The sequence below is a fragment of the Pseudomonas veronii genome (assembly GCF_002028325.1).
Taxonomy (GTDB): Bacteria; Pseudomonadota; Gammaproteobacteria; order Pseudomonadales; family Pseudomonadaceae; genus Aquipseudomonas; species Aquipseudomonas veronii.
In genome coordinates this window covers 6,337,194-6,350,847 of the sequence record NZ_CP018420.1, presented here as the reverse complement: position 1 = coordinate 6,350,847, position 13,654 = coordinate 6,337,194, and the positions used below count along the sequence as shown (strand labels likewise).

Sequence of the window (13,654 nt, the reverse complement as noted above, 5' to 3'; positions counted from 1 at the left end):
GCCGCCAGACAGACCTGTCTTAGCGACCTTCGTCGCGGATTGACGCTTTCGGCAATTCCCCTGTCGTTTTTGCACCCGGTCCGCTCGGCCCCTCGGCATATGCTGGCCCCAAAGCGCCGGCAGACGATTCGGCGCACGAATCGCCAATAAGGGGACGCCTGATGAGCCCAGCGCAATTACACGCCGACAGCATCGTTATCGACGGGCTGATCATTGCCAAGTGGAACCGCGAGCTGTTCGAGGACATGCGCAAAGGTGGCCTGACCGCCGCCAACTGCACCGTGTCGGTGTGGGAAGGGTTCCAGGCGACGATCAATAACATCGTCGCCAGCCAGACCCTGATCCGCGAGAACAGCGACCTGGTGATCCCGGTGAAAACCACCGCCGACATCCGCAAGGCCAAGGAACAGGGCAAGACCGGCATCATCTTCGGCTTCCAGAACGCCCACGCGTTTGAAGACCAGCTCGGCTACGTCGAGATCTTCAAGCAGCTCGGCGTCGGTGTGGTGCAGATGTGCTACAACACCCAGAACCTGGTCGGCACCGGTTGCTACGAACGCGACGGCGGGCTGTCGGGCTTCGGTCGCGAGATCGTCGGCGAGATGAACCGCGTCGGCATCATGTGCGACCTGTCCCACGTCGGCTCCAAGACCAGCGAAGAAGTCATCCTCGAATCGAAAAAACCGGTGTGCTACTCCCACTGCCTGCCCTCCGGGCTCAAGGAACACCCGCGCAACAAGTCCGATGAAGAGCTGAAGTTCATCGCCGACCACGGCGGCTTTGTCGGCGTGACCATGTTCGCGCCGTTCCTGGCCAAGGGTATCGATTCGACCATCGACGACTACGCCGAAGCCATCGAGTACACCATGAACATCGTCGGCGAAGACGCCATCGGCATCGGCACCGACTTCACCCAGGGCCATGGCCAGGATTTCTTCGAAATGCTGACCCATGACAAGGGCTACGCCCGCCGTCTGACCAGCTTCGGCAAGATCATCAACCCGCTGGGCATCCGCACCGTGGGCGAGTTCCCCAACCTCACCGAGACCCTGCTCAAGCGCGGCCACAGCGAACGCGTGGTGCGCAAGATCATGGGCGAGAACTGGGTCAACGTCTTGAAGGACGTGTGGGGCGAATAAGCCAAACACCCACGGGCAACACCACTACGAATTTTCTGGAGTTAAGTTTCCATGGCCAAGATCGCCCCGCAATTGCCTATCGAAGTCGACAGCGAAACCGGTGTCTGGACCTCCGACGCCCTGCCGATGCTGTACGTACCGCGTCATTTCTTCGTCAACAACCACATGGGCATCGAAGAAGTGCTCGGCGCCGAGGCCTATGCTGAGATCCTCTACAAGGCCGGCTACAAATCCGCCTGGCACTGGTGTGAAAAAGAAGCCGAATGCCATGGCCTTGAAGGCGTGGCGGTGTTCGAGCACTACATGAAGCGCCTGTCGCAACGCGGCTGGGGCCTGTTCAAGATCCAGGACATCGACCTCGACAAAGGCACCGCCAGCGTCAAGCTCGAACACTCGGCGTTCGTCTACGTGTACGGCAAGGTCGGGCGCAAGGTCGACTACATGTTCACCGGCTGGTTTGCCGGGGCCATGGACCAGATCCTGCAAGCGCGCGGCAGCACTATTCGCACCGTGGCTGAACAAGCCTACGGCGGCTCCGAAGAGGGCCATGACGACGGCCTGTTCACCGTCAAGCCGTTGTAAGTCGAGGAACCCTGCCATGGCTTTCGAAGCAATGTTCGCGCCGATCCAGATCGGCAAACTGACCATCCGCAACCGCGTGCTCAGTACCGCCCACGCCGAGGTGTATGCCACCGACGGCGGCATGACCACCGACCGCTATGTGAAGTACTACGAAGAGAAAGCCAAGGGCGGGATCGGCCTGGCCATCTGCGGCGGGTCTTCCAGCGTGGCCATCGACAGCCCGCAAGGCTGGTGGAAATCGGTGAACCTGGCCGACGACCGGATCATCCCGCACTTCCAGAACCTGGCCGATGCCATGCACAAGCATGGCGCCAAGATCATGATCCAGATTACCCACATGGGCCGCCGCTCGCGCTGGGACGGCGAGCATTGGCCGACCCTGCTGTCGCCCTCGGGCATCCGCGAGCCGGTACACCGTGCGACCTGCAAGACCATCGAGCCGGAAGAGATCTGGCGCGTGATCGGCAACTACGCCAGCGCGGCAGCCCGGGCGAAAGCCGGTGGCCTGGACGGCGTGGAACTGTCGGCGGTGCATCAGCACATGATCGACCAGTTCTGGAGCCCGCGGGTCAACAAGCGCACCGACGAATGGGGCGGCAGCTTTGAAAACCGCATGCGTTTCGGCCTGGAAGTGCTCAAGGCGGTGCGGGCTGAAGTCGGCCCGGATTTCTGCGTCGGCATCCGCCTGTGCGGCGATGAGTTCCACCCGGACGGCTTGTCCCACGAGGACATGAAGCAGATCGCCAAGTATTACGACGACACCGGCATGCTCGATTTTATCGGTGTGGTCGGCTCGGGTTGCGATACCCACAACACCCTGGCCAACGTCATCCCGAACATGAGTTATCCACCGGAGCCGTTCCTGCATCTGGCGGCCGGGATCAAGGAAGTGGTCAAGGCCCCGGTGCTGCACGCGCAGAACATCAAGGACCCGAACCAGGCCACGCGCATCCTCGAAGGCGGCTATGTGGACATGGTCGGCATGACCCGCGCCCACATCGCCGACCCGCACCTGATCGCCAAGATCAAGATGGGCCAGATCGACCAGATCAAACAGTGCGTCGGCGCCAACTATTGCATCGACCGCCAGTACCAGGGCCTGGATGTGCTGTGCATCCAGAACGCCGCGACCTCCCGCGAATACGTGGGCGTGCCGCACATCATCGAAAAATCCACCGGGCCCAAGCGCAAGGTGGTGGTGGTCGGCGCCGGGCCAGCGGGGATGGAGGCTGCGCGCGTCGCCGCCGAGCGTGGCCACGACGTGACCCTGTTCGAGAAAAAAGCCTTTATCGGCGGGCAAATCACTACCGCCTCCAAAGCCCCGCAGCGCGACCAGATCGCCGGGATCACCCGTTGGTTCCAGCTGGAACTGGCGCGGTTGAACGTCGACCTGTGCCTGGGCGTGGCGGCGGACGCGGCGGCCATCCTCGACCTGCGCCCGGATGTGGTGGTGCTGGCGGTGGGCGGGCATCCGTTCCTGGAGCAGAACGAACACTGGGGCGCGGCCGAAGGCCTGGTGGTCAGCAGCTGGGACGTGCTCGACGGCAAAGTCGCGCCGGGCAAGAACGTGCTGGTCTACGACACCATCTGCGAATTCACCGGCATGTCGGTGGCCGATTTTCTCGCGGACAAGGGCAGCCAGGTCGAGATCGTCACCGACGACATCAAGCCCGGCGTGGCCATCGGCGGTACGTCGTTCCCGACCTACTACCGCAGCATGTACCCCAAGGAAGTGATCATGACCGGCGACATGATGCTGGAAAAGGTCTACCGCGAAGGCGACAAGCTGGTGGCGGTGCTGGAGAACGAATACACCGGCGCCAAAGAGGAGCGGGTGGTCGATCAAGTGGTGGTGGAAAACGGCGTGCGTCCCGATGAGGAGATCTACTACGCCCTCAAGCCCGGCTCGCGCAACAAGGGGCAGATGGACATCGAAGCGCTGTTCGCGATCAAGCCGCAACCGTGCCTGAGCGAAGCGGGCGAGGGCTACTTGCTGTTCCGCATCGGTGACTGTGTGGCGCAGCGCAATACCCACGCCGCGATCTATGACGCCCTGCGCTTGTGCAAGGATTTCTGACCCGACACCGAACCAATGTGTACTCGGTCTGAAAATGTGGGAGGGGGGCTTGCCCCCGATGGCGGTGGGTCAGCACAGCTGTATCAACTGACAGTCCGCCATCGGGAGCAAGCTCCCCCCCACATTCAGACCCGGTTTCACAGTAGATCCGTGTGGTCTGTGGGAGCTCACCATGTTGAATACTCTTCTTCCGATTCTGCTGTTCGCGGCGCTGGGCCTTGCTGTTCTGGGCGCACTGCGGCGGGCAGCCATGTGGCGCCGTGGGCGGGCGTCGAAGGTCGACTTGATCAAAGGCCTGCTGGCCATGCCCAAGCGCTACATGGTCGACCTGCACCACGTGGTCGCCCGCGACAAATACATCGCCAACACCCACGTCGCTACGGCGCTGGGTTTTGTGCTGTCGGCGCTGCTGGCGGTCCTGGTGCATGGTTTCGGCCTGCATAACCGCATCCTCGGCGTTGCCTTGCTGCTGGCGTCGGTACTGATGTTTGTCGGCGCCACGTTTGTCTATCTGCGCCGGCGCAATCCGCCGTCGCGCCTGTCGAAAGGCCCGTGGATGCGCCTGCCGAAAAGCCTGATGGCGTTTTCTGTGAGCTTCTTCCTGGTGACGCTGCCGGTGGCCGGGGTGCTACCCGCCGACTTCGGCGGCTGGTTGCTGGCCGCGTTGTTGAGCGTGGGTGTGCTGTGGGGCGTGTCGGAAATGTTCTTCGGCATGACCTGGGGCGGGCCGATGAAGCACGCCTTCGCCGGTGCCTTGCACCTGGCCTGGCACCGCCGCGCCGAGCGCTTCGGCGGGGGCCGTTCCACCGGTTTGAAGCCGTTGGACCTGAACGATAAAAGCGCGCCCCTGGGCGTGGAAAAACCCAAGGACTTCACCTGGAACCAACTGCTCGGCTTCGACGCCTGCGTGCAGTGCGGCAAGTGCGAAGCGGCGTGCCCGGCGTTCGCCGCCGGCCAGCCGCTGAACCCGAAAAAGCTGATTCAGGACATGGTGGTCGGCCTGGCCGGCGGCACCGATGCCAAGTTCGCCGGCAGCGCTTATCCTGGAAAACCGATCGGTGAACACCGCGGCAACCCGCACCAACCGATCGTCAACGGCCTGGTGGACGCCGACACGTTGTGGTCCTGCACCACCTGCCGCGCCTGTGTGGAAGAGTGCCCGATGATGATCGAGCACGTGGACGCCATCGTCGACATGCGCCGCCACCTCACCCTGGAAAAAGGCGCCACGCCGAACAAGGGCGCCGAAGTCCTCGAAAACCTGATCGCCACCGACAACCCCGGCGGCTTCGCACCGGGCGGCCGGCTGAACTGGGCGGCGGATCTGAACCTGCCGTTGCTCAGCGAAAAAGGTCGCTGCGAGGTGCTGTTCTGGGTCGGCGACGCTGCCTTCGACATGCGCAACCAGCGCACCCTGCGCGCCTTCGTCAAAGTGCTGAAAGCGGCCAAGGTCGACTTCGCCGTGCTCGGCCTGGAAGAGCGCGACAGCGGCGACGTCGCCCGTCGTTTGGGCGATGAAGCGACCTTCCAACTGCTGGCCACGCGCAATATCCAGACCTTGGCCAAGTACAACTTCACGCGCATCGTTACCTGCGACCCGCACAGTTTCCATGTGCTGAAAAACGAATACGGCGCCTTCAACGGTGACTATGTCGTACAGCACCACAGCACCTTCATGGCCGAGCTGATCGGCGACGGCGCGCTGAACCTGGGCCAGCACAAAGGCAGCAGCGTGACCTATCACGACCCGTGCTACCTGGGCCGCTACAACGGCGAATACGAGGCGCCGCGCCAGGTGCTGCGCGCGTTGGGGATCGAGGTCAAGGAGATGCAACGCTCGGGCTACCGTTCACGCTGCTGCGGTGGCGGTGGCGGCGCACCGATCACCGACATTCCGGGCAAGCAACGCATCCCCGATATGCGGATGGACGACATCCGCACAACCGGCGCCGAACTGGTGGCCGTGGGCTGCCCGCAATGCACTGCGATGCTCGAAGGCGTGGTCGAACCGCGTCCACTGATCAAGGACATCGCCGAGTTGGTGGCCGATGCCTTGCTCGACGAGCCGGCGCCGGCCAAAGCCCCGATCACGCGTGAACCCGCGGAGGTACACTGATGAGCGACATTATCCGCCGCGACCCACGCGCCGAATGGATCGCCCGTAACCGCCTGCACCCGCTGCATGCGGCGATGCAGCCGGTGCAACACAGTTGGATGGGGCCCAACGGCGTCATCCGCAAGAACGTCCATGGTGTCGGTTTTATCGGCCCCAACGGCATCAAGCGCATCGACCGCAGCGGTGCCCAGCAGGGCGGGGCGGCCAAGCGCACGGCGGCGGTGGCGGTGCAGTTGCGGCTGCATCAGGTGGCGGCGCCCGCGTTCTACATCAACGTGGTGCCGGACATGGTCGGCGGCCGCCTGAGCAGCCACGACCGTGACCTGCTCGGCCTGGCCCGGCAACTCGCCGGCAGCGACGGTGCGGTGCTGGCCGTGGTGTTTGGCGAACACAAGGAAAACGCATTTGCCACGGCCGGCGTCGACCGCCTGCTGGTGCTCGAAGGTCATGCTTTCGACGGTTATTCACCGGAGCAACGCGTGCAGGGCCTGCGGGCTGTGGATAACCAGTTCAAGCCGCGCCATTGGTTGCTGCCGGACAGCCGCAGCGGTGGCGGTGAACTCGGTCGGCGTTTTGCCGCCAGCCTCAACGAGCGCCCGGCCACGCGGGTCTGGCAGATCCAGGGCGAGCAGTGCATCGGCCGTGCCGGTGCTGGTCAGCAAGACGTGGCCCGGCCGTTGCCGCGCCTGATCCTGGCCGCCGCCGAATGCGCCGATCCGGTCAGCGACACTCGGCATGAAGTGCTGCCCGTGGAGTTATCCACAGCCCTGGCGCGCAGCCTGCCGCGTATCGAAGACCTCGGCGCGGTGGCGGTGGACCCGGCGGCGATTCCGATGGCTGAAGCCGAGTTTATTTTCTCCGGCGGCAACGGCGTGAAGGACTGGGCGCTGTTCCACCAGACCGCCGCCGCCCTGGGCGCTACCGAAGGCGCCTCGCGCGTCGCGGTGGACGATGGCTTCATGGCCCGCGATCGCCAGGTCGGCGCCAGCGGCACCTGGGTCACGGCGCGGGTGTATGTGGCCGTCGGTATCTCCGGGGCGATCCAGCACCTGCAAGGCATCGGCGCCTGCGACAAGGTGGTGGCGATCAACCTCGACCCCGGCTGCGACATGATCAAGCGTGCCGACCTGTCGGTGATCGGCGACAGCGCCGCGATTCTGCAAGCCTTGATCGCCGCGGTCGAGGCCTACCGCCACGGCGCCAAGCGCGATGCGGCTTAAGCAAAGGATAAGGGCATGAACACGCAGGTAATCAGTCTGGTCTCCATCGGCGCCCACCCCACCTCCGGGCGCCCGCGCCGCGCCGAGCAGGATGCGCGCGCGGTCGAGTTGGGCCTGCAAATGGCTGGGGATAAGTTGCAGGTGCTGCATGCCGGCGACATCGCCGAACCCACGCTACGCAGCTACCTGGGCATGGGGCTGGCGCAGTTGCATGTGCTCGAACAACCGCCTGGCGCCGATGCTTTGCCGGTGCTCAGTGAGTATCTGCGCGACGCCGGTGCCCAGGTGGTGCTCACCGGTAGCCAGGCCGAAACCGGCGAAGGTTCGGGGATGTTGCCGTTCCTGCTCGCCGAACACCTCGGCTGGCCGCTGATTGTCGGGCTGGCGCAGGTGGAGTCCATCGAGAGCGGCGTGGCCCTGGTGCTGCAAGCCTTGCCCCGCGGGCAGCGGCGGCGCTTGAAGGTGCGCCTGCCGTTTCTGGCCACGGTGGATAACGCCGCACCCAAGCCTCGGCAGAGCGCCTATGGCCCGGCGCAACGCGGCGAACTGGCGGCCCACGAGGTCGAGGTTGAAGCGGACGAGTTATTCACAGGCGCCGTGCTGCAACCGGCCAAGCCACGACCCAAGCGGCTCAAGGTGATCAAGGCCAAGAGCGGTGCGGACCGGATGAAGGCGGCCACGGCCAAGGCCAGTGGCGGCGGCGGGCAGGTACTCAAGGGCCTCAGCCCTGAAGCGGGTGCTGAAGCGATTCTCAAGTTGTTGCTTGAGGAAGGTGTGGTTCGCTGAGTCGCAACGGGGAGAGTGGCTTACCCACAATCCCTGTTGACCCGTCTGTGGATAACCTGTTCGCGGTTGTCCACACCCCCTGTAAATCAAGCCCTGCAGCCCTCCGTACAAAAAACGACCAGGCTAACCCTCGGTTTTTCCTTGGGTTTCTGTGTGATCACAGCGATTACCCCGCGCAGAGTTTCCCCCAAAGTCTGTTGGCGCTTCTGTGGATAAGATGTTCGCTTACCGCTGCAGCCCTTATAAATAAAGGCTTACGCTAGGTTGATCGAAATTTGATCAATTGCGCGCATTTGCCCGCTGAAACGCGTGGATAGCCCGGTTTATGAAGGTTTGAAGGGGTTTTCCACAGCCGCGTCAAAGTTGCCCCCAAAGTCTGTTGGTGCTTCTGTGGATAAGGTGTTCGCGTACCGCTACAGGGCACGGTTTATATGGCTTACACGGAGTTGTTCAAAAATTGATCAGTGGCGCCTTAAAACGGCCAAGTCGAATAAGTCACGGATTTTCTTGATTTAATTTCGACGGGCAGGCGCACTTGCGCACAATTGCTGTGGGTGGCTCTGTGGATAAGTTGTTGGGCAAAGGCTGGAGGGCAGGCGGCGAGAGGGGTTCAGTGTGCTTGAACAAAATTTGATCAGTGCGCAACCCAATGTAGGAGCGAGCAAGCCCGCTCCCACAGGGATGGTTACTGGGCGGCCACGCCTTTGAGGTAGGGCGCCGGCGCCGCGCCGAGGTTGCTCAGCATGCGTTCGCTGTACCAGTCGATGAAGTTCACCACGCCGAACTCATAGGTCTTGGAGTAGGGGCCCGGCTGGTAGGCGGTGGAGTTGATCCCGCGCTGGTTTTCTTCGGCCAGGCGACGGTCCTGGTCGTTGGTGGCGTCCCATACCTGGCGCATGCGCTCCACGTCGTAGTCCACGCCTTCGACCGCGTCCTTGTGGACCAGCCACTTGGTGGTGACCATGGTTTCCTGGGCGCTGATCGGCCACACGGTGAACACGATCACATGGTCGCCCATGCAGTGGTTCCACGAGTGCGGCAGGTGCAGGATACGCATCGAGCCCAGGTCCGGGTTCTTGATGCGGCCCATCAACTTCTTGCAGCCCTGTTTGCCGTCCAGGGTCATCGACACGGTGCCTTTGAGCAGCGGCATACGCACGATGCGGTTGCGCAGGCCGAAGCTGGCGTGGGCGTAAGGGATTTTTTCGGCTTCCCAGGCCGCGGCGCTGGCGGCCACGTGGTCCTTGAAGGCCTGGTCGGCGCGCGGGTCGGTGACGTCGTCCCACTCGAGCAGGGTTTTCAACAGCTCGGGGTGCGAGGCGTTGCAGTGGTAGCACTCGCGGTTGTTTTCCAGCACCAGTTTCCAGTTGGCCTTTTCCATCAAGGTGGTTTGCACCGCCACCTTGGTGTTCTCCATGTCGTAGGGTTCCATGTAGTGGTTCAGGGTCGACAGGAAGTCATCGATGGCCGGCGGGTTCTGCGCCAGGCTGATGAAGATGTAGCCGCCGGCGGTCTTCACGTTGATCGGCTTGAGGCCGTACTGCTTCATGTCGAAGTCGGCGCCCATCTCGGTGCCGGCGAACAGCAGGCGGCCGTCCAGTTCGTAGGTCCACTGGTGGTACGGGCAGACCAGCTTGGCGACCTTGCCTTTGTCGCTGGTACACAAGCGCGAACCGCGGTGGCGGCAGACGTTGTGGAACGCATGCACCACGCCATCGGCGCCACGGATCACGATGATCGGGTTCTTGCCCACTTGCAGGGTCAGGAAGTTGCCCTTGGTGGGGATCTCGCAGGTCATGCCGGCGATCAACCATTCCTTCTGGAAGATCTCCTGCATATCGATATCAAACAACCGCTCATCAGAGTAGAACGGCTGTGGCAGCGAGAACGTGCGTTCGCGCTCTTGCAGCATCTGCGCGGTGGCCTTGCGTGCGGGTTCCAGCGGATCGCCCAAGCTTAAGGTTGCGGTGACGTCCATCGTGTGTGTCCTCATGGCCATTCTGTGTGGCCGGCGAAAGTGGCTACGGTTAGTGCAGTGCAAGGCGTAAAGAAAGTGTCGTTGTTGGCAGCGAGTGTGCGGCCGCCGCTGCGGTGAACCTTATCCATGGGCGACATGGCCCAATCTGTTCCCGACGCGCAACCCCCTGTCGTTGGGGGCTGGTCGCGATAAGTATGTGAATGTCGCAGATAGGTAAATGGGTGGTTCTCGCGTTACGCAGAATCGCCACCATAAGGCCGAGCCTCGGCGGTGGAGAACAGCATGTCCAGCAACTTCCTGAATCCGGTAACCACCCAGACCTGGGCCAATGGTCGGCACATTGTCCGTTGCGTCAAAGTCATCCAGGAAACCTGGGACGTTCGCACCTTCTGCTTCATGGCCGACCAGCCGATCCTGTTCTTTTTCAAGCCGGGGCAGTTCGTCACCCTGGAGCTGGAAATCGACGGCCAGCCGATCATGCGTTCCTACACCATCTCCAGCTCGCCGTCGGTGCCTTACAGCTTCTCGGTGACGATCAAGCGCGTGCCGGGCGGCAAGGTCTCCAACTGGCTGCACGACACCCTGCACGAGGGCCAGGAGCTGGCGGTCCACGGGCCGGTCGGGCTGTTCAATGCCATCGACTTCCCAAGCCCCAAGGTGCTGTACCTCAGCGGCGGCGTCGGCATTACCCCGGTGATGTCCATGGCGCGCTGGTTCTACGACACCAACGCCAACGTCGACATGACGTTTATCCACAGCGCGCGCTCGCCCAAAGACATCATCTACCACCGCGAGCTGGAGCACATGGCCTCGCGGATCGACAACTTCAGCCTGCACCTGATCTGCGAGAAGCACGGCCTGGGCGAGCCCTGGGCCGGGTATCGCGGTTACCTGAACCACAAGATGCTCGAATTGATGGTGCCGGACTTCCTGGAGCGCGAAGTGTTCTGCTGCGGCCCCACGCCGTACATGACCGCAGTGAAGCGCCTGCTGGAAGCCGCCGGTTTCGACATGACGCGTTATCACGAAGAGTCCTTCGGCGCGACGCCAGCGGAAGCCCGCGCCGATGCGGTGGAACAGGCCGAACAAGCCGCCGATGCGCCGGAAATCGACCTGGCGGACCTGCATCAGGTCGAGTTCATCACCTCGGGCAAGAGCATCCGCGTGGCGCCGGGCGAAACCGTCCACGCCGCTGCGGCCAAGCTCGGCCTGCTGATTCCCAAGGCCTGCGGCATGGGGATTTGCGGCACATGCAAGGTGCTCAAGCTGGGCGGCGAGGTCGAGATGGACCACAACGGCGGGATTACCGAGGAAGACGAAGCCGAGGGCTACATCCTGTCGTGCTGCAGCGTGCCGAAGGGCGACGTGCGGATTGAGTTCTGACGCTCAGTACAGCCCAGGCCGACGATCCCGGTGAACGTGGTTGTGCTCGCTGATTGACTTGTTCCTGGCCTGCGCCAAGGGCAAGTCAGCCACCAATTGTTGTTCCGTCGGGTGGGCGCTTGCTCCGGCCAGCGGGTAGCCATCGGCGTCGACGATGACCGAGCCGCCCACCCAGTTGACGCCACGTTCTTCGCCATGGCGGTCGCACGCCGCGATGAACATGCGGTTGACCGCCGCATTGGCCTGGACTCGCACGATCTCTGCCGGCCGCTCACCCGAGGGGCGCGGGCCGTCCGGCCAGTTCACCGGGGTGCAGAGCAAGTCGGCTTGCGCCAGCGCGGCCAGGCGTACCCACTCGGGCAGCTCCAGGTCGTAGCAGATCATCATGCCGATCCGCCCGACGGCGGTGTCGACCACCGGTGGCGGCGCATCACCGGCGGTGAAGATCAGCTTTTCACGGTCCCACAGATGCGCCTTGCGATACACCGTCAGCCTACCGTCGGGCTCAATCAACGCGGCGCTGTTGGCAACTCGGCCGGCACTCAGGCGCTCGCAGAAGCCGGCGACGACGATCAAGCCCAACTCGATAGCCAGGGCTTTCCACAGACACAGCGTCGGGCCATCGAGCGGTTCCGACACCGCTCTGGCTTCTGCCAGGTCATTGAACGCGTAGCCGCTTTGCATGAGTTCGGGCAGCACCACCACATGGGCGCCCAGGGCGGCGGCGCTGCGGATCGCCGTTTCACTCAGACGACGGTTGTAGTCGGTGTCGCCCAGGTGCGGTTCCAGTTGATGACAGACAACGCGTACCGGTGTCATGACTCTTCGCCTTCAAACAGGCGGTCGCTGGCTTCAATTGCGCGTTGCTCGGCGGTCAGGTCACGTGTACATGACAGCAGGCAGTAGGCGATTGCAGAAACTGCCAGGCCGACCACGAATGCAATATCGGCCCCGTCCAAAGCCGTCGCGATGGGCCCTTGGTAAAACCCCAGGGAGATGAACGGTGTCATCGCCCCCAGGCCCAGGAAATAGGAAATAAGCCCGGCACCCGACCAGCGGCCGTAGATACCGTTCGGGTTGAAGATGTCACTGATTGCGTATTGCCCCTTGCGTACAACATAGAAGTCCGCGAGGTTGACGGCGGTCCAGGGCACGAGGAAATACAGCATCAGCAAGACGAAGGTATTGAAACTCTCCAGGTAGCTCTGCGGGATACTCAAAGCGATGGCGAAAATCGCGCCGCCCACCAGGCTGATTCCCACGATGCGCCCTTTGATGCCCGGTTTGATCGACACGAAGCCGTCAATCGCGCTGATCCCCGTCAGCATGGCGCCGTAGCAGTTGACGGCCATGATGCCAACCAGTGCGGGCACTGCGATCAATACGGTAAAGGTGCCAAACCCCGGAAGCAGTTGGTTGCCCACAGCCTGCACACTGCCGATGGCGTCGGGTGAGGGCAGCGCCGAGGCGAGAAAGGCCCCCAGCGACATCAGCCACAGCGCCGAGCCGGCGGCGCCCAGGTACGTCCAGGCGATGACTTTGCGCGACGGCGTGTCATGGCGCAGGTAGCGCGAGTAATCCGAGACGTAGACGGCGTAGCTGATCTGGTAACCCGCGGCGGCTGAAAGCTGGATCAGAAAAGCCGGCCAGGAAAAATGGGCGTTGGCCACCGCCATGTCGGCCTGCAGGTTCATCACGGCAGCAACCGTGAGGACCGCGAACACACTGATCATCACGTAGGTCAGCCAGCGTTGCACGGTGTGCAGGAGGTCGTGGCCGATCACGGCAATCACCACGGCCAGGAAGATCATCAAGGCGTACCACGGTGCGCGGTTGCCGGGCAGCACGGTATTGATGGCGTCGGTCGCCAGGATCACGTTGAACACGTTAAAGCCGATATACACGAACACCACTGCGATAAAGGGCACGATTGCCCCGCGCAGGCCGAACTGTGCCCGCGACTGGATCATCTGCGGCAAACCCATGCGCGGCCCCTGGTTGGCGTGGAACGCCATGGCGAACGTGCCCAGGCACACGCCGATGACAATCGCCAGGATCGCATACACCAGGCTCAGCCCCAAGGCTGCGCCGGTAAACCCGGTGACCAGGGTGGTCAGTACGAAGTTACCGGTGAACCAGAACGGTGCCTGATGCCAGACCTTGCCGTGGCGCTCATTACGCGGCACGTAGTCAATGGAGCGGGTTTCGATTTTCAGCGTGGTGGATGGCGGAGCAGCCGAACGGTTGGGGGGCTTGTTCATAGGCATCACGGTCTGTTTTTATTAAGTGAGACTATGAAGAGTCTTGTAACTAAAAAGATTATTGAATCGGCATTTGCAAATAATCACTTCACGAATTTCTGAACTGATTGCC

At 62.7% G+C, this 13,654-nt stretch carries 10 protein-coding genes; 7 read left to right on the top strand and 3 right to left on the bottom strand.

Going from position 1 to position 13,654, the window contains the following annotated elements; all coding sequences use genetic code 11:
* The first annotated feature begins 161 nt into the window (after positions 1–161).
* The 6 genes from PverR02_RS29200 (at position 162) to etfB (ending at position 7,920) form a co-directional block, all read left to right on the top strand.
* Positions 162–1,139, top strand: coding sequence for a dipeptidase (locus PverR02_RS29200; protein ID WP_017849539.1), 978 nt, complete (start codon positions 162–164; stop codon positions 1,137–1,139).
* A 51-nt stretch (positions 1,140–1,190) separates the two neighbouring features.
* Complete coding sequence (locus PverR02_RS29195) at positions 1,191–1,721, top strand: DUF5943 domain-containing protein (protein WP_079444845.1); 531 nt, start codon at positions 1,191–1,193, stop codon at positions 1,719–1,721.
* 16 nt (positions 1,722–1,737) lie between these two features.
* A complete protein-coding gene (dgcA, locus tag PverR02_RS29190) occupies positions 1,738–3,798 on the top strand; it encodes a dimethylglycine demethylation protein DgcA (RefSeq protein ID WP_079444844.1) in 2,061 nt (686 codons plus the stop codon).
* A gap of 172 nt (positions 3,799–3,970) precedes the next feature.
* Complete coding sequence (gene dgcB / locus PverR02_RS29185) at positions 3,971–5,914, top strand: dimethylglycine demethylation protein DgcB (protein ID WP_079444843.1); 1,944 nt, start codon at positions 3,971–3,973, stop codon at positions 5,912–5,914.
* Positions 5,914–7,134, top strand: a complete 1,221-nt coding sequence (gene etfA, locus PverR02_RS29180; RefSeq protein WP_079444842.1) for an electron transfer flavoprotein subunit alpha — start codon at positions 5,914–5,916, stop codon at positions 7,132–7,134. The genes dgcB and etfA overlap by 1 nt, the downstream gene beginning before the upstream one ends.
* 15 nt (positions 7,135–7,149) lie before the next feature.
* Positions 7,150–7,920: an electron transfer flavoprotein subunit beta gene (gene etfB, locus PverR02_RS29175; protein ID WP_046487910.1), complete on the top strand. Its 771-nt coding sequence runs from the start codon at positions 7,150–7,152 to the stop codon at positions 7,918–7,920.
* A gap of 685 nt (positions 7,921–8,605) precedes the next feature.
* Here the strand turns inward: etfB and gbcA are convergent.
* Complete coding sequence (gene gbcA / locus PverR02_RS29170) at positions 8,606–9,898, bottom strand: glycine-betaine demethylase subunit GbcA (RefSeq protein WP_017847882.1); 1,293 nt, start codon at positions 9,896–9,898, stop codon at positions 8,606–8,608.
* Between the two features lie 282 nt (positions 9,899–10,180).
* Here gbcA and gbcB point away from each other — a divergent pair, with 282 nt between their 5' ends.
* The gene (gene gbcB / locus PverR02_RS29160) at positions 10,181–11,281 is read left to right on the top strand and encodes a glycine-betaine demethylase subunit GbcB (protein ID WP_017847881.1); all 1,101 of its coding nucleotides are present in this window, start codon (positions 10,181–10,183) and stop codon (positions 11,279–11,281) included.
* Between the two features lie 3 nt (positions 11,282–11,284).
* Here the strand turns inward: gbcB and PverR02_RS29155 are convergent, their stop codons facing one another.
* Both PverR02_RS29155 and PverR02_RS29150 read right to left on the bottom strand, forming a co-directional pair.
* Complete coding sequence (locus PverR02_RS29155) at positions 11,285–12,100, bottom strand: nitrilase-related carbon-nitrogen hydrolase (protein ID WP_079444840.1); 816 nt, start codon at positions 12,098–12,100, stop codon at positions 11,285–11,287.
* Positions 12,097–13,542: a purine-cytosine permease family protein gene (locus PverR02_RS29150; RefSeq protein ID WP_079444839.1), complete on the bottom strand. Its 1,446-nt coding sequence runs from the start codon at positions 13,540–13,542 to the stop codon at positions 12,097–12,099. Before PverR02_RS29150 ends, PverR02_RS29155 begins: the two co-directional genes overlap by 4 nt.
* Between the last annotated feature and the right edge of the window lie 112 nt (positions 13,543–13,654).